Origin of the sequence: Polaromonas sp. CG_9.5 (assembly GCF_035984465.1) — a bacterium.
Taxonomy (GTDB): Bacteria; Pseudomonadota; Gammaproteobacteria; order Burkholderiales; family Burkholderiaceae_C; genus Polaromonas.
The window spans coordinates 80,227-103,028 of sequence record NZ_JAXCHR010000001.1; the positions used below are offsets into that span (position 1 = coordinate 80,227).

Below are 22,802 nucleotides of genomic sequence, written 5' to 3' on the forward strand. Positions count from 1 at the left end.
AAAACGAACGCTGTGGACTAGAAAGGGAACTTCATGCCGCCGGGGAGCGCCGGCATTTTGGCCGAAAGATTGCCCATTTTTTCCTGGCTGACTTCCTCGGCCTTGCGCACAGCCGCATTGAAGGCGGCCGCCACCAGGTCTTCGAGCATGTCTTTGTCTTCGGCGAGCAGGCTGGGGTCGATTTCAATGCGCTTGACATCGTGCTTGCAGGTCATTGTGACTTTTACCAGGCCGTTGCCCGCGTCTGCCGTGACTTCGACAAAAGCCAGGTCGTCCTGGGCTTTTTTGACGCTGTCCTGCATCGCTTGCGCTTGTTTCATGAGACCGGCGAGTTGTCCTTTGTTGAACATGTTTTTTCCTTTGAAAGAGAGGTTGTTAATAACTGTCGATGATCATATCGGCCCGGACAGAAGCCCGGCCCGTCTAGGGCGAAACGCTCTTGATGCTGCCCGGAACAATTTTTGCACCCCAGTTGCGCATCATGTCCTGCACAAACGGGTCATTGTGAATCAGGGCTTCGGCGTCGCGCTGGCGCTCGGCCAATGCGGCGCTGTTGCGGCGTGCTGGCGTGTCGCTGACGACTCCGGTTTCCACGCTCAGCGTCAGCGCCGTGTCGTTCAATGCGGCTTGCAAGGCGGCCTGCAACTTTTCACGCGCCGCAGGTTGGCTCAATGATTCGCGCTCTACCCGCAAAACCCAGACGGCGCCGACCCGGCTGCACAGCTCGGACTGCAAGGCAAGTTCACGCGTCAGGGCCGCAATGGTTTCGGCGGCAACCAGCTGGTTCACGATCTGGCTCCAGCCATCGCCCAGCGAAGCCTCCTGAAGGGAAATATCGGGGGATGGCGCCGCAGGCACGGCGGCTTGCGCTGCTAGAGCTTCAACAGTCGCTTCTGAATTAATAGCAGTTTGCGCATATCCAGCCTGCACAATTGGCTTATTTGGCTGATAATTTTCCTGCAAAACAGGCGCTGGCGTCGCTTGCGCAACGACGGGCAACGCGGCGGCGCTGCCCTGCGGCGAAAGGGCTTGAGGCTGCGCAGCGGGCTCAGACAGCGGCTTTTTTCCAGGCTCGGCGGCACTCCCTGGCGCTGTGGCCGGTCGTGCAGACGCCGGCGGCACAATCGCCGCGCCAGCATCGGCGGGTTTGAAGGCCAGCAAGCGCAGCAGCACCATCGTCAGGGCCGCATATTCGTCGGGCGCCAGCCCCAGCTCGCCGCGTCCGTGCAGGCAAAGGCTGTAGAGCAACTGGGTTTCGTCGGCCGGCATAAACTGCGCCAGCCGGGCCGTCTCGGCGATCTCGGGGTCATTGTCATCGTCGCCCGCGCCCATGCCCGGAACCGCCTGGAGCACCGCCATGCGCTGCAGCACGGTGGCCATTTCTTCCAGCGTGGAGGCGGCGCTCAGGCCGTTCAGGCGCAGCACTTCGGACGTTTCAACGATGGTGCGGCCATCGCCGCGCGCCAGCGCATCAAGCAGGCGAAACACATAACTGCGGTCCACGCTGCCCAGCATGACGCGTACGCTGGCTTCGTCGAGCCGGCCCGAGCCAAAGGCAATCGCCTGGTCGGTCAGCGACAGCGCATCGCGCATTGAGCCACGCGCGGCGCGTGACAGCAGGCGCAGCGCTTGCGGCTCGGCTTCCACGTTCTCAAGCGCCAGCACCTGAACCAGGTGTTCGCGCACGGTTTCGGGGGCCATCGGCCGCAGGTTGAACTGCAGGCAGCGCGACAGCACGGTGGCGGGCACTTTTTGCGGATCGGTCGTGGCCAGCACGAACTTGAGGTAGTCGGGCGGCTCCTCCAGCGTCTTGAGCATGGCGTTGAAAGCCGTGTTCGTCAGCATGTGAACCTCGTCGATCATGAAGACCTTGAAGCGGCCCACCACGGGTTTGTAAACCGCCTGCTCCAGCAACTGGGCAATTTCATCAACCCCCCGGTTGGACGCAGCGTCGAGTTCGGTGTAGTCAACAAAGCGGCCGCTGTCAATGTCCCGGCACGCGTCGCAAACATTGCACGGCTCAGCGGTGATACCGCCCTGCCCGTCAATGCCTGTGCAGTTGAGCGACTTGGCCAGGATGCGGGAAACGGTGGTTTTGCCCACGCCGCGCGTGCCGGTGAACAGATAGGCATGGTGCAGCCGTCCGGTGCCAAGGGCATTGCCCAGCGCCTGCACGACGTGCGACTGGCCGACCATTTCAGAAAAATTCTTGGGACGGTATTTGCGGGCGAGCACTAGATAGGACATGGACGCATTCTAAATTGGCTGTGGCCGGGCATTGCAGTCGCGGGATGGCGGGCGTGTCGCTGGCCGATGAAACCGTGGCGGCGGGTTTCGAGGCAGCGGATGCCTGAAAATCCGGCCCTCAGGCAGCTTGCAAATGCCATTTTCAGATAAAAACAGCCTCTGGTGCATGAAGAACGGGCGCAATCAGCTATTATTTTTATAGCATATCGTTTTTGGCGCGTCGTGGCCCGCAAGCCCGCCAGAACGGCGGTGCGCCTGCACGCCTGTCGGTGTGAGGGCTTGCGGTTTTCAGGAGAGGGTTTCGGCTGACAGGTCAGCGTGGCAGCGCGGCATGCAGCGCCACGAACGCCTGCGTCAGCTTGTGGCCGGGGTCCAGGTAGATCATGGGCAAAGACTGCTGGTGGGATTCGCGCACCCTGATGGAGGATGGCAGGTAAGGCTTGAGCACGGGCAACCCTTCGGCAATCAGTTCGTCAACGATGCGCTGCGGCAGGTTGGCGCGCGACTGGAACTGGTTGACCACAATGCCTTCAACCACCAGATCGGGGTTGTGGTCGGCCTGGATTTCCTGCACGTTTTCCAGCAGCGTGTAGAGCGCCTTGCGCGAAAAATCGTCGCAATCAAACGGAATCAGGCAGCCGCGCGCGCCAATCAGCGCCGAGCGGGTGTAGAAATTCAGGGCGGGCGGCGTGTCGATGTAAATGCGGTCGTAGCCTGCGGCCAGTTGCTCCAGCGCTTCCCGCAGCTTGAGGATTTTGTGGCGCGACTCCAGCTTGGCCTGCAATTCGTCGAGCCGGGGGCTCGAAGGCATCAGGTCCAGATTCTCGTGCGGTGTGGCCACGATGAATTCTGAAGGCAAGACCTTGTGCAGGCTGAAGCTCAAGGTGTTTTCAAAAAAATCCGCGACGCTCGGCAGCCCTTTAGCGACATGCCCGCCCATCAGGTAGGCGCTGGAATTGCCTTGCGGGTCCAGGTCAATGACCAGGGTGCGCAGGCCCTGGCTGGCGCTGATGGCGGCCAGATTGCAGGTGATGGTGGACTTGCCCACCCCGCCTTTTTGGTTGAATACGACGCGTGGCATAGGCGATTCCTTGTGCAGCAAACTTGAAACCGTGATTGTGCCTTTTTGCGCTGGCAAAACCTTCCCCTATAATCAGCGGCGACGGGCCTTCCCGCATGGTAAAGCGGCCAACCGGGTCAGATGGGGAACCAAGCAGCCCTAACTGCGGAGCCAGTGCCGGGGTCAAGGCTCGTCACCTTATTTACTGGAGCGTCTTGTCAGCTCTCCTCCTTTACTGGACATTCTGAGGCATCATCAGGAGGCAGCAATCTGCTGGATTCTGGACATGCCCATGACAACGCCTCCCAACCCGCCCGCCTCCGTTCTGGCGGCGGAAGATGATGAACATATCGCGTATTTGCTCAACTTCATGTTGACGCGGGAAAAGTACACCGTTCATCTGGCGGCCAATGGCAAAGAAGCCAAACGGTTCATCGAAAACAATCCGCCACCCTCCATCGCGCTGCTGGACGTGATGCTGCCCTTCTTTGATGGTTTTGCGCTGCTTGGAATCTTGCGCGGGCAAGCCGGCTGGAAAGCCACTCCTGTCATCATGCTGACGGCCAAGACGCAAGAGCAAGACATCGTCAGGGCGCTCAGCGCGGGCGCCAACGACTATATTGTCAAGCCATTTCAGCCAGCTGACCTGCTGGCCCGCATCAAACGACTTTCACTGCCCCGCTCATGAAAAAATTGGCTTTGTCTTTTTTAATGCTGGCGCTTTCGACCGCTTCTTTTGCCGATGTTGCCATTGCAAAGACCGTGGTCGGGGTAAGCGCTGAAACCAGCCAGTTAAGCAACAACAGCCCGGACTGGCATTCCGAATCGTTGCGCGTGGCGCGCAAGCTTGGGCAGCGCGATGTCAAGGAACTGACATTGACGCAAACACGCCGTTTTGACCTGACCGACCAGCAAATCAGCGGTTTGTATGTCACGCCGCTGTCTGACAAACTGACGGCAAGCGTTGAAGCGAACATCAGCCCTTCGCACCGGGTACTGGCCAAACACGGCATTGATGCCACCCTGCAGTATGAGTTTGCGCCGGCATGGCTGGTGCATGCCGGCCTGGGCAACAAGCGCTATGACAGCGTCAATGTCAACCAGGCCAGCCTGACGCTGGAGCACTACTTTTCATCCTTCAGCGTAGCAGCGACATGGCGGCCCGTGCGGGCATTGGGCACCCACGCCAGCGGCACGGAATTACGCGGCAGCTACTACTATGGCAATGCCAATTCCGTCGGCTTTATTGCCAGCAGCGGCCAGGAAGCGACAACCGTGAATGCAGGCACCGTGTTGCTTGCAGATGTTCGCGCAACCGCGCTCCTGGGCCGCCACTGGCTCGGCCCGCAATGGGCGGTCAATTACGCACTGTCCCACACCCGTCAAGGCAATTTCTACAACCGAAACAGCGTTTATCTCGGTGCCGAATACGTTTTCTGATCCGTATCTGACGCTAGCGTTCATGATCGGAGTGTCGGCTATCGTGTTGACGATAGTGATGATTCTGGTCATCGTCTACCTCCGTCTGAGCCTGCGAAAGAGCCTGAAGCGGGAAGCACAATTCATCGCTCTGTGGCGCCCCATCCTTCTCGAAGCCATCAGTGCCGACACGCCCCAAACCGTCCCCGAGTTCGACAGCCGGGACCAGTTGCTTTTTTTGAAGCTCTGGAGTTACCTGCAGGAATCTCTGCGCGGCACGGCCAACGACCGGCTCAATGCGCTGGCCCGGCAGGTGCATTGTGCTGTTGCAGCAAGAAATTTTTTGGCGCATGGAAACCGCTCTGAACGACTGCTGGCCATCCTGACGCTGGGCCACCTGCGGGACCAGCTTTCCTGGGAAAGCCTAGCCCTTCAGGCCACCCAACCCGACCGGCTGGCCTCGATTCATGCCGCACGCGCATTGATCAGAATCGACCCCTTGCGCGGCACCGAATGGCTGCTTCCCCTGATGCTGGCGCGGCGCGACTGGGACATTAGCCAAATTGCCAATTTTCTGGATGAAGCCCGGCAGGCATTCTGGCTGCAACTGGCGACAAAAATCCTGACCATTGACCAGAGCCAATGGACGCGCGCGCTGCAATTGGCCGATGCACTCCAGCTTCAGCTCCCGTTGAAAGCCATGCGTTTCATACTGGCTCACTGCAAATCGGTCACGACGCTGGTCGCAGCCCTGCACCTGGCCTCTGATGCCAAACTGCTGCCGTTCGTACGGCATTGCGGGCAGCATTCCGACTGGCGCGTAAGGGTTGAAGTCGCGCGCTTTCTGGGTGATTTTGGCGAGGCAGACGACATTCCCCTGCTTCAGCAGTCTTTACATGACGCGCATTGGTGGGTGCGCTACCAAGCCGCCCGGTCACTGGCCAGCCTTCCATTTTTTGGCTATGAACAGCTTCAGGCGCTGAGCAAGAAAACGGCTGATGTGCTGGTTCTTAAAATGCTGAGCCACGTCCTGGCCGAACAGCGCAGTCCAGCGACCTGAGGCCGCATGAAGACTCTATCCCGATGATCGAATTCACGACCTGGTTCATATTCGCGTATTTCATCCTGCTCAATGCAGGCTATCTGGGCCTTAATTTTTTGTCGATTTTTGCGCTTCAGAAAACCCGGCAGGAAAAGCTTCTGGACGATCTGCCCCAGGCATTCAGTGGCCTTGAGCCCGGCATCAGCATTCTGGTTCCGGCCTACAACGAAGAAGCCACGATCACGGCATCGATTCGTTCGATGTTTCAGCTGACGTATTCGGATTTCGAAATCATCGTCATCAACGATGGCTCCAAAGACCAGACCCTGGAAGTGCTCAAGCGGGAGTTTTCCCTGCTGCCGTTTCCGGATGCCGAGCGCGACGGCTTGACGACCCAGCCGATCCGGGGCGTCTACCGTTCGATCATCCATCCCAACCTGCGTGTCATTGACAAGGAAAACGGCGGCAAGGCCGACTCCCTGAATGCGGGCATCAATGCCGCCCGCCATCCGCTGTTTTGCGGCGTCGATGCCGACTCCATCCTGTCGCGCAACAGCCTGCAGCGGGTCGCAAAACCCTTCCTGAATGACCCCGACATGGTGGCTACCGGCGGCACGGTGCGGGTGGCCAACGGCTGCGAAGTCAGCGAAGGCTTCCTGACCAAGGTGGGGCTTCCGACCAATATCTGGGCCTTGTTTCAGGTCGTCGAATACCTGCGGGCTTTCCTGTTTGGCCGACTGGGCTGGTCCCAGATCAATGCCATGCTGATCATTTCAGGCGCTTTCGGCCTGTTCAAAACAGAAGTCGTGGTGGCGGCAGGCGGCTACCGCAGCAACACCATTGGCGAAGACATGGAACTGGTAGTGCGCATCCACCGCATGCTCAGGGAACAAGGAAAGCGCTACCGGATCACATTTGTCGCGGAGCCGGTTTGCTGGACGGAAGCGCCCGAGAACCGAGTCACCCTCAGAAACCAGCGCATCCGCTGGCAGCGTGGCCTTTCTGAAAGCCTGAGCAGCAACTGGGGGCTGATGTTCAGCCGCAATGGAGGCGCGCCCGGCTGGGTGGCTTTTCCGTTCATGATTCTTTTTGAATGGCTGGGGCCGCTGGTCGAGCTGGGCGGCTACCTTTTCATGCTTTATGCCTACGTCTTTGGGCTGATTTCCTGGCAGGCGTTTTCGGTGTTCCTGTTCATGGCCATCGGTCTGGGCATCCTGCTTTCGGCATCGGGTTTGCTGCTGGAGGAAATCTCGTTTCACATCTATCCCAAATTCCGTCAACTGGCGTTGCTCGCACTGGTCGTGGTGCTTGAAAACCTCGGCTACCGCCAACTCAACACCTGGTGGCGGCTGATCGGCCTTTACCGCTGGGCGCTCCAGCAGGAATCGAGCTGGGGCGAAATGAAACGCAAGGGCGTGGGGCAGCAGCCCCGGGTGCCCTGAAACGGCCTTTTTGTCAAAGGTTGCGCGCCCTGCATCAGCCAGGCGTTGCCAGCGGCAAATCAAAATAAAACTCGGATCCTTTGCCGGCTTCGCTGACGAAATCAATTTGGCCCTCATGCGCTTCGATGATGCTTTTGCAGATACTCAGACCCAGACCGGTGCCGCCCTTTTGCCGCTGGTCCGAAGCGTCTGCCTGCGCAAAGCGGTCAAAGACACGGCTGCGAAAACTTTCAGGAATGCCGCAGCCTGAATCGGTCACACTGACGCGCGCAAAGCCGGGCAGGCGCTGCAGGCGAACCGTCACTTCAGCACCGCCCGCTGGCGAAAATTTGGCCGCGTTGGACAGCAAGTTGACCACCACCTGGATCACACGGTCGGCATCCACCTTGGCCTGGGCGTCTTGGCCACTTTCACAAACCAGTTCAAACCGCACCTGATACTGGTCAGCATAAGCCTGGGTTGCCCGTATCGACTGCTCAAGCAGCGGCAATACAGGCTGAACCACCCGCTCGTAAGTCATGCTGCGCGACTCTATCTTTTCCACATCCAGAATATCGTTGAGCAGGCGCACCAGCCGCTCTGCACTCCGGTAGGAAATCCCGATCAACTCTTTGGCATCGGGTGACAATTCCCCAACCAAGCCCGAATTCACCAGACTCAGAGCGCCATAAATTGCCGTTAAAGGGGTGCGGAGTTCATGCGAGGCGGTTGAAATGAACTCATTTTTCATGCGTTCGACCTGTTTTCGCTCTGAAATATCATGCAAAAAAGCGCTGAAAAATTTCAGCTTCGGCGTGTTGATCAGGCCAATCCTGATCTCCACCGGCAGTTCCCGGCCATCGTTCGTCAGCACCAGTCGCTCCAGGTGGGTATTGATGAAGTTTGCGGAACCCGTGTTTGCAAAAACCTGCATCGTCTTGCTGATAGTGGCCTTGAATCGCTCGGGCACAAGCGTGTCGAGCGGTTGGCCCAGAATGTCTTCACGACGCCAACCCAGCATTTTTTCTGCCTGCGTGTTCCAGTCGGTAATACGACCCTCGAAATTCACGCCGATAAACGCACCCTGGGCTGTTTCAATGATGGTGTTGATGCGGTTTTCATTGTCGCGCACGCTCTCCAGCGCCTGCTTCAATTCAACCGTCCGTTGGTCTACCCGGTTTTCCAGCGTGGCATTGAGGTCTTTCAAATCAGCTTCTTTTTGCTGCAAATTGCCGATCAGGGAATTGAGCGAACCGCTCAATGTATTGACCTCTGTATAAGCGGCCTTGATGACATCGATTTTCACCGGCTGCCCTGCTTCGAGCTGCTGCGCCGAGCGCGACAGCACCTTCAAAGGTCGCGTCACGATACGTGCAACCCGCCAGCCCAGCAGCGAAAACAACGAGGCCACGGCGATGCCGATCCAGAGCACCTGCATCTGAAGGTGCTTGACTGGCAAATAGGCGTCTTCAAGGCGTTCCCTGACCAGCACTTTCCAGCCCAGTCCAGGATAGGAGTCATACCCATTGCCTCGGCTGATGCCCACCAGATACTCGTGATCATCCAGCAAACGTTCGGTATTGAAGCTATTGGTACCCAGCTGTAATTTTTTCAGGCTGTCCAGCTCCAGTTTCTGACCCTGCAGACCAGGCGGCCCCAGCAGGACGATGTTGTCAGCTGACAGGATCAGGGCATCGAGCTTGCGCGCAGCATCCACAGGCTCCATGATGGAGCGCTGGATGTCAAGCGCCCATACCCAGGAAAGGTGGGCTGCCAAAACCCCCCTTGTCGTGCCGTCAAGTCCGCCATAAGGAAAAGCGATGTCCACGAAACGCAGCGGCTCACCTGTGTTGTTGGACAAGAGTTTGGCCAGCATTTTGGCTTCATGGACGTCGCCCACATGCAGATTGTTTTTCGCATTCTGAAACCAGGGCCTGGCGGACACATCCGCATTTTCAAGCACGCCACGAGTCGCCACCAGCACCTTGCCTTGCTCGTCCGTGGCGCCTATCCATGCGTAATTGGGGTACGTTCGCTGAAGCGCATCCAGCATCCTGCGGTTTTCCGGCCCGCTGACAGGTTTGCCGTCCCGCCCGATCCGGTCGGCCATCAGCTGGACTTCACGGTAACGCTCAAACATGGCCCGGTCCAGCCGGTAGCTCATCTGGTGGGCCAACTCGGCCAGGTTGCCACCAATGCTGGCCTTGGCCTGTTTGGTGACGGTGACGTCAATCACCACCAGCAAGATGAGGGTCAGCAAAACTGACAGCAGCGAAAAACAAACCGCCAGGTAAAGACCCAAACTTTTGGCGCTGATCTGCGTGGAAGATTTCATGGCATGGGGTGGGAATATGGCAAGACTGAGGGCGTTCCGGGAATTTTCATCGGGTTTGGCGCGCCGCATCGATCGACCCGCATCGTGGCCACAAGGCTGCGGCGAAAAATCTTTCGGATGGGCACCCTACGCCAAAAGACCTACAGGAGAACCTCCTCGACAGCCAGCGTGGTCTGCAACGCATGGTCAGCAATTTGCGCCGTCATCAGCGCCAGCGACGCCAGTGGATAAGTGCCGCTGAGGATTCCTTTGTACGAGATTTCGGCGGCCACTGCCTCCTGGTCCAGCCCCTCGGTAGCGGCCACGATGCAGTCTTCCATGCTGCCCAGGCCCACATCGGCATACAGCGTCTCGCCTTCGTAGCTGACGCTGTACTCAAACAGATCTTGCTCCATCGGATCAATGTGGAAACGAACAATCATGCAATCCTCTTTTCTTCAATAGCGGGGGTGGGCCAGCATTCAGAAGATGCCAGCCGGGTTTAACCGAATCGGGTTAACGCAGGATAACCGAATAGGATATGCAATTTTTACTATCAAATTAATAGCTGCTTACGCCCGCTGATATTGCGCAAGATGCCGTTTGAATGACTATTCAAGCAGTTTTCCTGCTTTGAGGACGGACGGCCAAGGTGATGCGCCCGCTGATCTTGTTTGGCCACGCTATCAATCGCCATGTCCAGAGAAGGCTGGATGATGAATGAAATCTGTCACCTGGATTGCGGCGGCACGATTTTTCAGCTCGCAGAACCTAAAAGCTCTGTTTTTGATAGCTGTCAGTGCTTGCACAGTATGTACAGAACTCGTATTGAGACACTAAATCGACCAGACAAGAAAAAACCCTGCTACCAGATTGATAACAGGGTTTCTTTGTAAATAGTGGGGTGGCTGATGGGGCTCGAACCCACGACAACAGGAATCACAATCCTGGACTCTACCAACTGAGCTACAGCCACCGCAGCCGCTAATTATAGCGATAAAGTGACCATAAATTATGGCGTTACGCTTCCTTCTGCATTTAGCTTGCTTGGCACAGGCTTGGCAACCAAAATTTCAGCCTTTACACCTTGCTTCAAGCCGTTGTAGTAAGCCAGTGTTTCAGCCGACGTCCACCATTGGGTGTACTGGCTGCGCTCCTGCTTGGCCACAGCTTCAGCAGGCGCATCGCGCACTGCGACTTTATCGACCTTGACGATCGCATAGCCTTGAGGGCCCAGGTCAACTCCCGCAAAAACCGGCAAAGCGCTGGAATCTGCGCGCAATGCGGCATCCACAATCTGGACTGGCAGTTGCTGCGTCTGTTCACGCGATACCAAAACGGGTGCGTTCAACGTAGCATGGGCTGGTGTGGTTTTCCAGTCAGCCAGTTTGGCTGTGCCGTCCTTGCGCGCTTCTTCAGCGCTGCGCTGCGCCAGCCAGCGCTGACGCACGTTGTCCTTGACATCCGCCAACGGCTGGGTGCGCGCCGGGGTGTACTGCAGAACACGGGCCGATACCAGCTGGTTGGGCCCCACTTCAACGGCTTCCGTATTGCGTTTTTTCTCGATTGCATCAGGCGAAAAAAGGGCATTGAGAAATTTTGGATTGGCCAGCACGCCTGTCACGCCAGCGGCAGGCTGACGGGTGACGTTGGCTGCCGTTTTGATGTCGAGCTTCAAGCGCTCAGCAATAGGCTTGAGGCTGTCTGACTGTTCATACACACCGTTGGAAAACACTTCCGCCGCTTCAGAAAACTTCTTCTGGGCTTGCTGCTTTTTCAGGTCATCCTCAAGCGTTGGCTTCATTTCTTCAAAGCTGCGCTGCTTAGGCGACCGGATATCGGTCAGCATGATGATGTGATAGCCAAAATCAGACGCCACTACACCGCTGATGTCGCCTTTTTTCATGGAAAAAGCAGCATCTTCAAACGGTTTGACCATAGCGCCCCGGGCAAAAAAATCAAGATCGCCGCCATTGGGGGCAGAGCCTGGATCCTGCGAGTTTTTCCGGGCTACATCGGCAAAGGTATCAGATGACTTTTTAACGATTGCAAGCAACTCATCGGCCTTGGCCTTGGCTTTTTCACGTTCGGCAGCTGACGCAGTCTGCGAAACAGGAATCAGGATGTGGCTGGCGCGACGCTCCTCGGCACTGCTGAGTTGCTTGGCATTTTGCTCGTAGTAGGTTTTGAGGTCTGCTTCGTTGACAGTGATTCCCTTCTTGACCGTGTCGAGATCAAGCAAAACATATTCGATGTTGGCCTGCTCGGGAGCCTGAAAAAGCTTCTCGTTGGCTTTGTAGAACTGCTCAAGGTCAGCATCCGTGGGATTGAGCTTGGCGGCGTAATCGGCGGCATTGAAACGGGCAAGTTGAATCTCGCGCTTTTCAAAATAAGCATTAAGTGCCATATCCGCAGCAGGGGCAGAAGCGAAACCGCTGTTGGCCACGCCAGCCAGTACCTGACGGTTTGACAGATCAGCGCGTATGTTTGACTCGAACATTTCAGGACTCATGCCCTGAGCACCCAGCAACTGCCGGTAGCGATCCATATCAAGCGTGCCGTCTGGCTTGCGCAAGGCAGCAATCTCGGGACTGTCACGCAATTCCCGCGCCAGGCGCTGGTCACTGGTGGCAAGGTTCAGCTTGGTTGCAGTGGCGGCAACTACCCGGTCACGTACCATGCGCTCCAGCGTTGCATAGCGGGCTTCAGGCGTATCCAGCAGCTTGACATCAAGTGTCGGCATTGACGCCCGAAGACGATCCACCTCTTGCAGATGCGCGCGGTCCCATTCCGGCTGGGTGATTTCGGTTCCATTGACCTTGGCGACCACACTTCCTTTTTCAGCAGAACGATTGCTGTTCATTCCGACCAATATGAAGGACGGCACGATCAGTAAAAACAGCAGTGCCATGGTCCACTTGGTGTGCTTGCGAATGAAATCAAACATCTCGAATTTCCTGTACAACAGCCCGAACTGGGCGCAATAACAAAAAAGGCGAACCTTGGTTCGCCTTTTGTTTGAGTGGGTGGTGGGTGCTGACGGACTCGAACCGCCGACCTACGCCGTGTAAAGGCGCTGCTCTACCAACTGAGCTAAGCACCCCACTGTAAAAATTCTCTTTCAGTTCAATGCGTCCTTGAGCGCTTTGCCCGGACGAAACTTTGGAACTTTGGCTGCCTTGATCTTAATCGCATCGCCGGTGCGTGGATTGCGACCGGTACGCGCAGCACGCTTGCCGACTGCAAAAGTGCCGAAACCCACCAGAGACACAGAGCCTCCTTTTTTTAACGTGGCTTTGACCGCACCAATGGTGGAATCCAGAGCGCGCGTAGCTGCGGCTTTGGAAATATCGGCATTTTTGGCAATGTGCTCAATCAATTCAGTCTTGTTCACAAGAAGCACCTCGTTATCGGATCAATTAATCTGTTCAGCTTTAAAACGCATTTCCTGCAAGACGGCATGCGCGGTGTTCGCAGGGGCGGCATGTACGGCTTGGGAAGTGGATCCATTAAAGACATGGACTTCCGGGCTGTCAATACGGCGCAAGTTTTTAAAGCTGTGGAGCGGGATTCTAGCTTTTTTTTGGCTGACTCCGGCCCTGTTGCCAAGCGCCAAGGTTAATTTTCATGCTTGACAACATCGCGTTTCACAGTTCGACCAACGCCTGGGCAATGGCTTTACCCACGTCAGCTGTGCTGGCCTGGCCACCCAGATCAGGGGTGCGTGGTCCGCCGTTCTCGGGTTTCAAAATATGTTCAATAGCGGCAACGATGCCGTCATGCGCGTCCTTGTGGCCCAGGAACTCCAGCATCATGGCGCCGCACCAGATTTGACCGATAGGATTGGCAATATTGCGTCCGGCAATGTCCGGAGCCGAGCCATGAACCGGCTCAAAAAGTGAAGGGAACTTGCGCTCGGGGTTGAGGTTGGCACTGGGGGCAATGCCGATGGTTCCGGTGCAGGCCGGCCCCAGATCACTCAAAATGTCGCCAAACAAATTACTGGCCACCACCACATCAAAAAAGTCTGGCCGCTGGACAAAATGCGCCGTCAGGATGTCGATGTGAAACTTGTCCAGCTGAATTGCCGGATAGTTTTTCGCCATCTCGGCCACGCGTTCATCCCAGTACGGCATGGAGATTGAAATGCCGTTCGATTTGGTCGCGCTGGTCAGGTGTTTTTTAGGCCGCGTCTGGGCCAGCTCGAAGGCAAACTTCAGCACCCGGTCAACGCCGATGCGTGTGAACACCGACTCCTGCAGCACAAACTCCCGTTCGGTTCCAGGAAATGCCCTGCCGCCGATGCTGGAATATTCACCTTCGGTATTTTCCCGAACAATATAAAAATCAATTTCACCGGGCTGGCGCGGACTGCCGTCGCGCCTGACCACCGGCGCAACGATGCCCGGCATCAGCCGTGCAGGCCGCAAATTGATGTACTGGTCAAATTCGCGCCGGAACAGCAGCAGCGAACCCCAGAGCGACACATGGTCGGCAATTTTGTCGGGCCATCCCACAGCGCCAAAGTAGATGGCATCGTGCCCGCCAATCTGGTCTTTCCAGTCGTCGGGCAGCATCTTGCCGTGCTTTTCAAAATAATCCCAGCTTGAAAAATCGAAATGATCGAACTGCAGCTCAATGCCGTATTTGACGGCAGCCGCCTCCAGCACGCGAATGCCTTCGGGCATCACTTCCTTGCCAATGCCATCGCCGGCGATCACGGCGATTCTTTTTTTACCGGTTAGCTTGCTCATTACTTTTTGTCCTTGGGTTCAGGGTTTGAAAAATTGAAATGCCTCGGCCAGCAGCAGCGCCGGCGCTTCTTCGGCAATGTAGTGTCCGCACGGCAGGCGGGCACCCGACACATCATGGGCGCGCGCATGCCAGAGCTGCAGCACGTCAAAACACCGGCCAACCGCGCCATGCTCGGCCCACAAAACGCGCAGCGGCTGCGGCAATTTCATGCCGGTGGCCACGTCTGCACGGTCGTGCACCAGGTCAATCGTCGCTGAAGCGCGGTAGTCCTCGCAGATGCTCATGGCAGTGCCCGGAATTTGCGCGCAACGCTCGTACTCGGCCAGCGCAGCCGGCGCAAATGCCGCCAGCCCCGCATGTCGCGCGCCCATCACGCTGTGCAGATAGCGCACCGGATCAGACTCGATCAGGGCTTCAGGCAGAGGTGAAGGCTGGATCAGAAAGAACCAGTGCCAGTAAGCCCGGGCAAACGCATCTGACGTGTGGTCGTACATGGCCAGCGTCGGTGCGATGTCCAACAACATCAGCCGCTGAACCGCCTCGGGATGGTCAGCCGCCAGGCGATGCGCCACCCGCGCGCCCCGATCGTGAGCCAGTACCTGAAACTGCGAAAACCCGTGGTGATGCATCACGGCCATCGCATCAAGCGCCATCGCCCGCTTGGAATACGCATGGTGGCCAACGTCTGATGGCACCCGCACCGAATCGCCATAGCCGCGCAAATCCAGCATTACCACGGTGAACAGGGTGGCCAGCTCATCGGCCACGGCATGCCACATCACATGCGTTTGCGGATGGCCGTGCAGCAGCAAAAGGGGGGCGCCCTGCCCGCCCCGCAACGTGCGCAAGCGTCCGGCCGGCCCTTCAATATCGGACGCGATAAAGTTTTTAAACATCTGCAGGCCTTGATACCTCGGGCCGCAGCCATCGGGCGACGGCTTGCCGCAAGATGCCCGCAGAAGAGCGTCTCAGTGAACGCCCGCCCTGATCAGGACAGCGAATGGATGGCATGCAAAGTCTCCGTGCGTATGGTTGCTGACAGCTGATTCTGCACAAGCTGCAAACTTTATTCAATCAATAATCAGGCAATCAATTATTTCCGTATGGGCAAGAATGGAACGCAGCGATCTGGAATTGGTAGTGGCCGTACGTGATCACGGCAGTCTGGCGGCGGCGGCGCGCAGTCTGGATGTAGCCGCACCAGTGGTCACCAAACGACTGGCCGCGCTGGAAGCACGGCTGGGCCAGCGTCTGTTTCAGCGCACCACGCGGCGCGTCAGCCCGACAGCAGAGGGCGAGACGATTTGCGCGCGCGCAGTGGTGTTGCTGCAGGGTTTTGCCGCACTGGAGGCCGAGCTGCAGGAGCGCAAGGCAGAACCGACCGGCTTGATTCGGCTGGCCGCCACTTTTGGCTTTGGCCGCCTGTGGCTGGGGCCGGCGTTGGCCAGATTTCAGGAGCGCTATCCGCGCATCGACATTCAGCTGCAACTCACCGAGCAATTACCTGATCTGGCTGCTGAAGGATTTGATGGTGCCATCTGGCTCTGGTCGGTACAGGGCCGGCAAGCGGCGCAATGGGTGTCGCGGCGGCTGGCGTGCAACCAGCGGGTTCTGGTCGCCACGCCCGGCTACCTGCAGCAGCACGGCGCACCGATTCGTCTGGAAGACCTTGGCAGCCATGCCTGCCTGATCGTTCGGGAAAACGGTAATGCCCAAAACCAGCAATTCAACACCTGGACGCTGCACAAAGGCGGCAACAAGCTCCCTGAGCGCGTCAAGGTTCAGGGCCCGCTGGCGAGCAATTCAGGCGAACTGGTGCGTGACTGGTGCCTGGACGGGCGCGGCATCATGCTGCGCAGCTTGTGGGACATTGCGCCGTGGCTGGCTTCAGGCCAACTGGTGCGGGTGCTGGCCGACTACGCCATGCCTGACGCCGACATTCACTGGCTGGCGCCTTATCGCACCGATTCGCCCCGGCGTATCCGGCTGCTGATCGATTTTCTGGTCGCCCAATTTCAGGATTCGCCCTGGAAAACTAGGCGGCCTGCGGCTTCGCAGGACGCACCACCAGGCTCACACCTAATGCCGTAATCGCCGTACCAATCACGGTCGCCAGCGTGATGGCTTCACCAAACAGCAGCCACGCCATCACGACGGTAGTGGGCGGCACCAGGTACAGCAAGCTGGTGACCGAAGTCGCTGCGCCGCGCTGGATCAGCAAGTAAAGCAGCGAGCTGCCGCCCAGCGTCAGCGCCAGCACTGACCAGGCCATAGACCCCATGAACTCGGCATTCCAGACAATGGCTTCGCTTTCCATCAAGGCGAACGGCAAGGTCACCAGCAAGGCCGCCGCCAGCTGGATGGCATTGGCGCTGCGTACATCGGTCGGTTGCACAAAATGCTTCTGGTACAGCGTTCCGACCGTGATGCTGAACAGCGCAAATACCGCACAGCCCAGCGTCAACGCAGTGACTTCACTGCCGCTGCCAAATTTTCGGGCCACCACCAGCAGCAAGCCACCCAGCCCCAACGCCAGCCCCGTCCATTGGCGCGGCGTGACCTGGGTTTGCGACGAATTCAGCTCCGCCGGCGCTGCGGCCCAAGACAGCCAAAGCGCTGTCAGCACCGGCTGCAGGCCGACGATCAGCGCCGTCAGGCCCGACCCCATGCCGCCTTTGACGGCAACCCAGACACCGCCCAGATAACCGGCATGCATCAGCACGCCGGTTACGGCCAGATGCTGCCATTGCTCGCGACCTTGCGGCCAACGCGCACGGGCAAACCGGATCCAGATCAGAAAACAAACAATGGAAAAGGCATAGCGCAGCACCAGAAAAGTCAGCGGCGGCGCGTACGGCAGGCCGAATTTGGCCACGATGAAACCGGTGCTCCAGATCAGCACGAACACGGCCGGCATGGCCCGGATCAGACGATTGGAAGAGGTAGCGGCGCTCAAAACCAGGCCGCTTCAGCAAGCGTGAGTGCGCGTCATTTGGCCCGCTTGCGGATTTCAGGAATCGCTTTTTGCAGGTAATACACCATCGACCAAACGGTCAGGATGGCTGAAATCCAGATCAGCCAGGTGCCCCAGATCGGCGTGTTGATGACACCGAACAGGCGTCCGTCATACAGCAGGAAAGGAATCGCAATCATCTGCACGGTGGTCTTGACCTTGCCGAGCATATGAACGGCCACGCTGCGCGACGCGCCAATCTGCGCCATCCATTCGCGCAGCGCCGAAATGGCGATTTCGCGGCCAATGATGATGAGCGCTACAAACACATCGGCGCGCTGCAAATGCACCAGCACCAGCAAGGAAGCACAAACCAGAAACTTGTCCGCCACCGGGTCCAAAAATGCACCGAAAGAAGACGCCTGGTTCAGCTTGCGGGCCAGATAGCCGTCCAGCCAGTCGGTGGCGGCAAACACCACGAACATCACGGTAGCAATCAAGTTGCGTTCGGCAAAAGGGATGTTCAGGTAAAAAACTCCCACGATCAGCGGAATCGCGACGATGCGCGTCCAGGTCATTAAAGTGGGGATGGTCCAAAACATAGTGCCGATTTTGGCATGCGCCGATGACTGGCCGCACAAGCCGGTGCAAGCCGCCGTGTTTATCAGTGCAAGGCGCGGTAAATCTCTTCGGCCAGTTCGGTGGAAATGCCGTCCACCATCGCAATGTCCTCGACGCTGGCCGATGCAATGCCGCGCACGCCGCCAAAGCGTTGTAGCAGGCTGGCGCGTTTTTTCGGGCCAATGCCGGGAATATCTTCCAGCCGGCTGCCGCCGACCCGCACCTTGGCCCGCTTGGCGCGCATGCCGGTGATGGCGAAGCGGTGCGCTTCGTCGCGAATCTGTGCAATCAGCATTAGCGCCGCCGAATCCCGGCCCAGATAAACTTTCTCGCGCCCGTCGGCAAACACCAGCTCTTCCAGCCCCACCTTGCGGCCCTCGCCTTTTTCAACACCGGCAATCAGCCCCAGGTCCAGCCCCAGCTCGACAAACACTTCACGCGCCATCGACACCTGGCCCTTGCCGCCATCGACCAGCACCAAATCCGGCAGCGTGGCTTCGCCATTGCGCGCCGCCTCGGCCAGCCGGGTGTAACGGCGTGTCAGCACCTGGCGTATGGCCGCGTAGTCGTCACCGGGCGTGATGCCTTCGATGTTGTAACGCCGGTATTCGCTGTTTTGCATCTTGTGCTCCTTGAACACCACACAAGACGCCTGCGTCGATTCACCGGCGGTGTGCGAGATGTCGAAACACTCGATGTGCAAGTCGTCCAGGTTGTCCATCGGCAACTCCAGCGCTTCGGCCAGCGCCCGGGTGCGGGCTTGCTGCGAGCCCTGCTCGGCCAGCAGCCGCGCGAGCTGCAAGCTGGCATTTTTCTGCGCCATTTCCAGCCAGACGCGGCGCTGCTCGCGCGGCTGGTGAACCGCCGCCACGCGGTGGCCGATCTGCTCGACCAGCGCCGCCATCAGCTCTTTATCGACTGGCTCGCTGACCACCAGCGTGGGCGGCACTGGCACATCGATGTAGTGCTGCGCAATGAAGGCTTCAAGCACCAGCGCTTCAATGGATTTGCCGGCTGGCGCTGGCTGATGCACGTCACCGGCTTCGGGCACATCGGCATCGAGCGCCGCCACGTCGGTGGCGTGCTCCACATGCGTCGGAAAATAAGGCCGGTCGCCCAGATGACGGCCGCCGCGCACCATCGCCAGGTTGACGCAGGCTTTGCCGCCCTGCACTTTCACCGCCAGGATGTCCACGTCCACGTCGCCGTTCTTGCCGCCCAGCTCCATCGACTGCTGGTGCAGGATTTTCGACAGCGCCGACATCTGGTTACGCAACTCGGCGGCTTGCTCAAACTCCAGCCGGTCGGCGTGTTGCAGCATTTTCTTTTCCAGCTCACCGAGGATTTCCTGCGTCTGGCCCTGCAAAAACCGCTCGGCGTTGGCCGTGTCCAGCGCATATTGCTCGGGCGACACATGGCCCACGCAAGGGGCCGAACAGCGCTTGATCTGGTACAGCAAACAGGGCCGGGTGCGGTTGTTGAACACCGTGTCTTCGCAGGTACGCAGCCTGAACACTTTTTGCAGCAAAAGAATCGTGTCCTTCACCGCCCAGGCGCTGGGGTAAGGGCCAAAGTAATGGTGCTTTTTCTCGACCGCACCCCGGTAATAAGCAATGCGCGGGAAGGCGATGGCCGCCGGCGCGCCGCCCTCGGGCCGGGGTTGGGCGGCGGTCAGCTTCAGGTACGGATAGCTCTTGTCGTCCCGAAACAGGATGTTGTACTTCGGGTGCAGCGTCTTGATGAGGTTGTTTTCCAGCAGCAGCGCTTCGGCCTCGGAACGCACCACCGTGGTTTCCATGCGCACGATCTTCGTGATCATGTGGCCGATGCGCGTGCCACCGTGGTTTTTCTGGAAATAACTGGTGACGCGCTTTTTCAGGTTGCGCGCCTTGCCCACGTAGAGCACGCCGTCGTCGGCGTCGAAATAGCGGTAAACGCCCGGCAGCGCGGGCAAGGCGGCCACTTGGGCCAGCAGTTCGGGGGAATGGTCGGCGTTGGGTTGCAAAGACATGGCACCTATTTTGCCGCGCCCCAGACCAGCAAAACGGCGCATCCCGCCAGCCCGGCCCATTTGGCAGCCGATGCCACGCTCATGGCCAGCCCCACGAGCAGCTCGGCTTGGGGCAGCAAGGTGCTGGGAAACCCATAGACCAGCCACAGCGTGAGCAAGTTTTCCGCCAAGTCGGCTGCAACAAAGACAAAGGCGCTCAGCCCCAGCAAGTTAAGGGCCGCCGCAGGCCGCTCGGCCGCGCGGCGCAAGCCCGCCACGCGCGCAAAGGCCCAGCTCACGGCACGCGCCACTAAATAACCATAGGCAGCAATCAAGCCCAAGTCTGCGAGCAATGCGCCGGCCACCGTGCCGGGCACCGGCAGCGTCGCCGTGGGGTTGTCGCCTGAGAGCCACCAGCCCAATTGCCAGCCGGCCAGCGACACGTTGGCAGCGCTGGCTGCAGGCAACGCCGTGACCAGCACCCGCAGGCCTTGCCACAGCGACATGCGGGCCGGGTCGATGGCACCACTCAGCAGCGCGCCACTCAGCAGCCAGCACACCAGCAGTGCCAGGGTCGCCACAACCAGCCCCAACCAGGAACGTGGCCGCGCCCAGACGGTGTCGGCAGGAAAGGCCAGCGCCAGTTGCGCCACCGAAGGATGCTCGACCGGATACGCCGGCAGTGTGCCGCCGTGCGCTGTATCGACCTCATACGTGTTGCGCACTTGCAGCCCTACCAGCGCCCAGAGCGGCGCCGTGAAGGTTTCGCTGTGCACCTTGGGCAACGCCATGAAACCGGCCACGCCCGCCGTGCGCTGCGCCCTGAGCATGGCGCACTCGTCGAGCTGGCCTGCGTCGTTGAGCAGCCCCGGCGCCAGCCGCAGCCCGCACGCCACCGACTCTTCCAGCATCCAGTGCAGTGCTTCGTTGGACAGGCGCGACGCCGAGGTGACGTAGCCGCCACCCACATCGCGGTGCGACCCCGCAAACCACAGCTGGCGAATGCTCTGGCCATGAGCGGCGTAATCAAAGCGCGGGTCAATGTAATAGGGGCGCGGCGCAAAGGAACGCCGAAACTCGTCTAGCGCCAGGGCTTGGCGGACATGGTGAAAGCGCTTGTCCACAATGGTGGGCGACGCGGTGATGACGCGGCGAAACAGCGGCGCACCCACCGACTCCACCGTGTCCCACACGCCGACGAACCAAATCGGCGCCTGCCGGTGATCGTCGGCGCAAAACAGTGCACTGATCTGCTCTTTGATCCGCTGATAGTCGCCCTGGCTTTGCTGGCGGTCAGAAAAATAGAGGTGCAGCAGCGTTGGCACCAGCCCCTGCATTTCGGGGCGCAGCAAGCCGAACTGCGTGACCAGGCCGCCCAGGCTGCGCGCCGTGAAGGCGCCACGCGAAAACCCATACAGAAAAATCTGGTCGCCCACCCGGTAGTGGCGCATCAGAAACACATAGGCGTCGGCAATGTTTTCGTAAATTCCCCGGCCAAACGCCAGCCCGCGCAGCCTCTCAAAGCGCCGGCTGAGGTTGTCAGAAAAAGTCGCGCCCGGCAACTCGCCCGGATTGCCAACGCCGGGGTCGTAGTAAAGCAGCTGGTCACCACCGCTCAGGGCCAGCAACTCGCACAGCTTGGTCACGTTGGTGTCGTGACTGCCACCGGTCAGGGTGCTGTTGGTGCCGTCGCAACAAACGATCAATTGCCGAGGTGCCATGAAAACCCTTTCTGCCCAGCCAAGCCTGGTTTGACTTTAGTTTTTGATCACAATAGCCGCATGACGAATCTGCGCTTTTGGGACATTTTCTGCAAGGTCATCGACAACTTTGGTGACATTGGCGTGTGCTGGCGTCTGGCCGCCGACCTGGCCACGCGCGGCCACCGCGTGCGCTTGTGGGTCGATGATGCTTCAGCGCTGGCCTGGATGGCGCCTAGCGGCTGCCAAGGCGTTGACGTTTTAACGTGGCATGAACCGCTGGCCCTGAACGCCGCCGAATTGGCCCGTCACCCTTGCGAGGTGCTGATCGAATCGTTCGGCTGCGAAGCCGCTCCTGAATTTATAGCTGCTTGCGCCCGTCAGTCAAGCACAAGCGACCTGAAACCCTTGTGGATCAACCTCGAATACCTGTCGGCAGAGGCTTATGTCGAACGTTGCCATGCCCTGCCCTCGCCGGTGCAAACCGGCCCGGCGGCTGGCTGGCTGAAGTGGTTTTTTTATCCCGGCTTTACCGAATCCACCGGCGGCCTGCTGCGCGAGCCCGATCTGGAACAGCGGCAAGCCCGTTTTGACCGCCGCGTCTGGCTGGCGGCCCAAGGCATTGAATGGCGCGGCGAAAAGCTGGTGTCGCTGTTTTGCTACGAGCCCGACGCGCTGCCCGGCCTGTTGCGGCAGTTTGCGCAGCACGGGCTGAACGGCGAGCCGGTGCGGCTGCTGGTGGCGGCAGGACGGGCTACCGCCGCTGTCAAAACCGCTTTTAATGATGAAATAGCCTGCTTGCGCAATACGGACGGGCGCAACCTGCTATCTTTTTCATACCTTCGCCTGCTGCCGCAAACTGAATTTGACCACTTGTTGTGGGCTTGCGATTTGAATTTTGTGCGCGGCGAAGACTCGGTGGTGCGCGCGCTGTGGGCCGGCAAGGCATTTGTCTGGCAAATCTATCCGCAGGACGACGAGGCGCATCTGGACAAGCTCGATGCTTTTCTGGACTGGCTGCAAGCGCCGCCTTCACTGCGAAATTTTCACGCCGCCTGGAACCGCCAGGGCACTGGCCAGCCACCGAAAGAAGTCCCGGCGCTTGACCTGCCCGCCTGGCAAGCCTGCGCGCTCGCCGCCCGTAAACGCCTGATGGCCGGGGACGACCTGTGCACGCGGCTGGTTGGGTTTGCAGAAAAAAGCCGCTAAAATCATCGGCTCTGCGGATTAGCCTGTTGGGCCAAACGCACCAACGTCCGATAAACAGGCATTTAATCGGC

Annotated in this window: 19 protein-coding genes, 2 tRNA genes and 1 other RNA gene; 7 read left to right on the top strand and 15 right to left on the bottom strand. The window is 59.0% G+C overall.

Annotated elements, in window-relative coordinates; translation table 11 throughout:
- Positions 1–17: 17 nt before the first annotated feature.
- The 3 genes from RCH06_RS00355 to RCH06_RS00365 form a co-directional block, all read right to left on the bottom strand.
- The gene (locus tag RCH06_RS00355; protein WP_327079443.1) at positions 18–350 is read right to left on the bottom strand and encodes a YbaB/EbfC family nucleoid-associated protein; all 333 of its coding nucleotides are present in this window, start codon (positions 348–350) and stop codon (positions 18–20) included.
- A gap of 73 nt (positions 351–423) precedes the next feature.
- Positions 424–2,247, bottom strand: coding sequence for a DNA polymerase III subunit gamma/tau (gene dnaX, locus RCH06_RS00360; RefSeq protein WP_327079444.1), 1,824 nt, complete (start codon positions 2,245–2,247; stop codon positions 424–426).
- 313 nt (positions 2,248–2,560) lie between these two features.
- Positions 2,561–3,328 carry a ParA family protein gene (locus tag RCH06_RS00365; protein ID WP_327079445.1) on the bottom strand — a complete coding sequence of 256 codons (768 nt, stop codon included), beginning with the start codon at positions 3,326–3,328 and terminating at the stop codon, positions 2,561–2,563.
- Positions 3,329–3,408: 80 nt separating this feature from the next.
- Between RCH06_RS00365 and ffs the strand changes: the two genes are divergently transcribed.
- From ffs to RCH06_RS00390, 5 genes are all read left to right on the top strand, one after another.
- Positions 3,409–3,505, top strand: an RNA gene (gene ffs / locus RCH06_RS00370) — signal recognition particle sRNA small type.
- Between the two features lie 94 nt (positions 3,506–3,599).
- A complete protein-coding gene (locus tag RCH06_RS00375; RefSeq protein WP_327079446.1) occupies positions 3,600–3,995 on the top strand; it encodes a response regulator transcription factor in 396 nt (131 codons plus the stop codon).
- Positions 3,992–4,747, top strand: a complete 756-nt coding sequence (locus tag RCH06_RS00380) for a YaiO family outer membrane beta-barrel protein (RefSeq protein WP_327079447.1) — start codon at positions 3,992–3,994, stop codon at positions 4,745–4,747. The genes RCH06_RS00375 and RCH06_RS00380 overlap by 4 nt, the downstream gene beginning before the upstream one ends.
- Before the next feature lie 22 nt (positions 4,748–4,769).
- The gene (locus tag RCH06_RS00385; RefSeq protein ID WP_327079448.1) at positions 4,770–5,786 is read left to right on the top strand and encodes a HEAT repeat domain-containing protein; all 1,017 of its coding nucleotides are present in this window, start codon (positions 4,770–4,772) and stop codon (positions 5,784–5,786) included.
- Positions 5,787–5,809: 23 nt separating this feature from the next.
- The gene (locus tag RCH06_RS00390; protein WP_327079449.1) at positions 5,810–7,210 is read left to right on the top strand and encodes a glycosyltransferase family 2 protein; all 1,401 of its coding nucleotides are present in this window, start codon (positions 5,810–5,812) and stop codon (positions 7,208–7,210) included.
- 34 nt (positions 7,211–7,244) lie between these two features.
- On the opposite strand, the gene RCH06_RS00395 is transcribed toward RCH06_RS00390, so the two are convergent.
- The 8 genes from RCH06_RS00395 to RCH06_RS00430 all read right to left on the bottom strand — a co-directional run bounded on the left by RCH06_RS00395 (position 7,245) and on the right by RCH06_RS00430 (position 15,154).
- Positions 7,245–9,524 (bottom strand): ATP-binding protein, encoded by a 2,280-nt coding sequence (locus RCH06_RS00395; RefSeq protein WP_327079450.1) that lies wholly within the window; start codon positions 9,522–9,524, stop codon positions 7,245–7,247.
- Positions 9,525–9,664: 140 nt separating this feature from the next.
- Positions 9,665–9,946 (bottom strand): hypothetical protein, encoded by a 282-nt coding sequence (locus RCH06_RS00400; protein ID WP_327079451.1) that lies wholly within the window; start codon positions 9,944–9,946, stop codon positions 9,665–9,667.
- A 457-nt stretch (positions 9,947–10,403) separates the two neighbouring features.
- Positions 10,404–10,479: transfer RNA gene (locus RCH06_RS00405), tRNA-His, on the bottom strand.
- A gap of 36 nt (positions 10,480–10,515) precedes the next feature.
- Positions 10,516–12,450 (bottom strand): SurA N-terminal domain-containing protein, encoded by a 1,935-nt coding sequence (locus RCH06_RS00410; RefSeq protein ID WP_327079452.1) that lies wholly within the window; start codon positions 12,448–12,450, stop codon positions 10,516–10,518.
- A gap of 80 nt (positions 12,451–12,530) precedes the next feature.
- Positions 12,531–12,606: transfer RNA gene (locus RCH06_RS00415), tRNA-Val, on the bottom strand.
- 18 nt (positions 12,607–12,624) lie between these two features.
- Positions 12,625–12,897 (bottom strand): HU family DNA-binding protein, encoded by a 273-nt coding sequence (locus tag RCH06_RS00420; protein WP_327079453.1) that lies wholly within the window; start codon positions 12,895–12,897, stop codon positions 12,625–12,627.
- A gap of 253 nt (positions 12,898–13,150) precedes the next feature.
- Positions 13,151–14,257, bottom strand: a complete 1,107-nt coding sequence (locus RCH06_RS00425; RefSeq protein WP_327079454.1) for a tartrate dehydrogenase — start codon at positions 14,255–14,257, stop codon at positions 13,151–13,153.
- Positions 14,258–14,275: 18 nt separating this feature from the next.
- A complete protein-coding gene (locus tag RCH06_RS00430; RefSeq protein ID WP_327079455.1) occupies positions 14,276–15,154 on the bottom strand; it encodes an alpha/beta fold hydrolase in 879 nt (292 codons plus the stop codon).
- A gap of 217 nt (positions 15,155–15,371) precedes the next feature.
- Here RCH06_RS00430 and RCH06_RS00435 point away from each other — a divergent pair, with 217 nt between their 5' ends.
- Positions 15,372–16,349, top strand: coding sequence for a LysR family transcriptional regulator (locus RCH06_RS00435; protein WP_327079456.1), 978 nt, complete (start codon positions 15,372–15,374; stop codon positions 16,347–16,349).
- Here RCH06_RS00435 and RCH06_RS00440 read toward each other — a convergent pair.
- From RCH06_RS00440 to RCH06_RS00455, 4 genes are all read right to left on the bottom strand, one after another.
- Positions 16,294–17,175, bottom strand: coding sequence for a DMT family transporter (locus RCH06_RS00440; protein WP_327079654.1), 882 nt, complete (start codon positions 17,173–17,175; stop codon positions 16,294–16,296). The genes RCH06_RS00435 and RCH06_RS00440 overlap by 56 nt on opposite strands.
- Positions 17,176–17,246: 71 nt before the next feature.
- Positions 17,247–17,813: a CDP-diacylglycerol--glycerol-3-phosphate 3-phosphatidyltransferase gene (gene pgsA, locus RCH06_RS00445; RefSeq protein WP_327079457.1), complete on the bottom strand. Its 567-nt coding sequence runs from the start codon at positions 17,811–17,813 to the stop codon at positions 17,247–17,249.
- A 62-nt stretch (positions 17,814–17,875) separates the two neighbouring features.
- Positions 17,876–19,843 (bottom strand): excinuclease ABC subunit UvrC, encoded by a 1,968-nt coding sequence (gene uvrC / locus RCH06_RS00450; RefSeq protein ID WP_327079458.1) that lies wholly within the window; start codon positions 19,841–19,843, stop codon positions 17,876–17,878.
- Positions 19,844–19,848: 5 nt separating this feature from the next.
- On the bottom strand, positions 19,849–21,543 hold the full coding sequence (locus RCH06_RS00455; RefSeq protein WP_327079459.1) for a DUF2235 domain-containing protein: 1,695 nt from the start codon (positions 21,541–21,543) through the stop codon (positions 19,849–19,851).
- 60 nt (positions 21,544–21,603) lie between these two features.
- Here RCH06_RS00455 and earP point away from each other — a divergent pair, with 60 nt between their 5' ends.
- Entirely contained in the window at positions 21,604–22,731 is a 1,128-nt protein-coding gene (gene earP / locus RCH06_RS00460; RefSeq protein WP_327079460.1) for an elongation factor P maturation arginine rhamnosyltransferase EarP, read from the top strand.
- Positions 22,732–22,802 lie beyond the last annotated feature (71 nt).

Coding starts and splice junctions, on each gene's coding strand:
- RCH06_RS00355 (WP_327079443.1), bottom strand. CDS start 350: ATGTTCAACAAAGGACAACTCGCCGGTCTCATGAAACAAGCGCAAGCG.
- dnaX (WP_327079444.1), bottom strand. CDS start 2,247: ATGTCCTATCTAGTGCTCGCCCGCAAATACCGTCCCAAGAATTTTTCT.
- RCH06_RS00365 (WP_327079445.1), bottom strand. CDS start 3,328: ATGCCACGCGTCGTATTCAACCAAAAAGGCGGGGTGGGCAAGTCCACC.
- RCH06_RS00375 (WP_327079446.1), top strand. CDS start 3,600: ATGACAACGCCTCCCAACCCGCCCGCCTCCGTTCTGGCGGCGGAAGAT.
- RCH06_RS00380 (WP_327079447.1), top strand. CDS start 3,992: ATGAAAAAATTGGCTTTGTCTTTTTTAATGCTGGCGCTTTCGACCGCT.
- RCH06_RS00385 (WP_327079448.1), top strand. CDS start 4,770: ATGATCGGAGTGTCGGCTATCGTGTTGACGATAGTGATGATTCTGGTC.
- RCH06_RS00390 (WP_327079449.1), top strand. CDS start 5,810: ATGATCGAATTCACGACCTGGTTCATATTCGCGTATTTCATCCTGCTC.
- RCH06_RS00395 (WP_327079450.1), bottom strand. CDS start 9,524: ATGAAATCTTCCACGCAGATCAGCGCCAAAAGTTTGGGTCTTTACCTG.
- RCH06_RS00400 (WP_327079451.1), bottom strand. CDS start 9,946: ATGATTGTTCGTTTCCACATTGATCCGATGGAGCAAGATCTGTTTGAG.
- RCH06_RS00410 (WP_327079452.1), bottom strand. CDS start 12,450: ATGTTTGATTTCATTCGCAAGCACACCAAGTGGACCATGGCACTGCTG.
- RCH06_RS00425 (WP_327079454.1), bottom strand. CDS start 14,257: ATGAGCAAGCTAACCGGTAAAAAAAGAATCGCCGTGATCGCCGGCGAT.
- RCH06_RS00430 (WP_327079455.1), bottom strand. CDS start 15,154: ATGTTTAAAAACTTTATCGCGTCCGATATTGAAGGGCCGGCCGGACGC.
- RCH06_RS00435 (WP_327079456.1), top strand. CDS start 15,372: ATGGAACGCAGCGATCTGGAATTGGTAGTGGCCGTACGTGATCACGGC.
- RCH06_RS00440 (WP_327079654.1), bottom strand. CDS start 17,175: ATGCCGGCCGTGTTCGTGCTGATCTGGAGCACCGGTTTCATCGTGGCC.
- pgsA (WP_327079457.1), bottom strand. CDS start 17,813: ATGTTTTGGACCATCCCCACTTTAATGACCTGGACGCGCATCGTCGCG.
- uvrC (WP_327079458.1), bottom strand. CDS start 19,843: ATGTCTTTGCAACCCAACGCCGACCATTCCCCCGAACTGCTGGCCCAA.
- RCH06_RS00455 (WP_327079459.1), bottom strand. CDS start 21,543: ATGGCACCTCGGCAATTGATCGTTTGTTGCGACGGCACCAACAGCACC.
- earP (WP_327079460.1), top strand. CDS start 21,604: ATGACGAATCTGCGCTTTTGGGACATTTTCTGCAAGGTCATCGACAAC.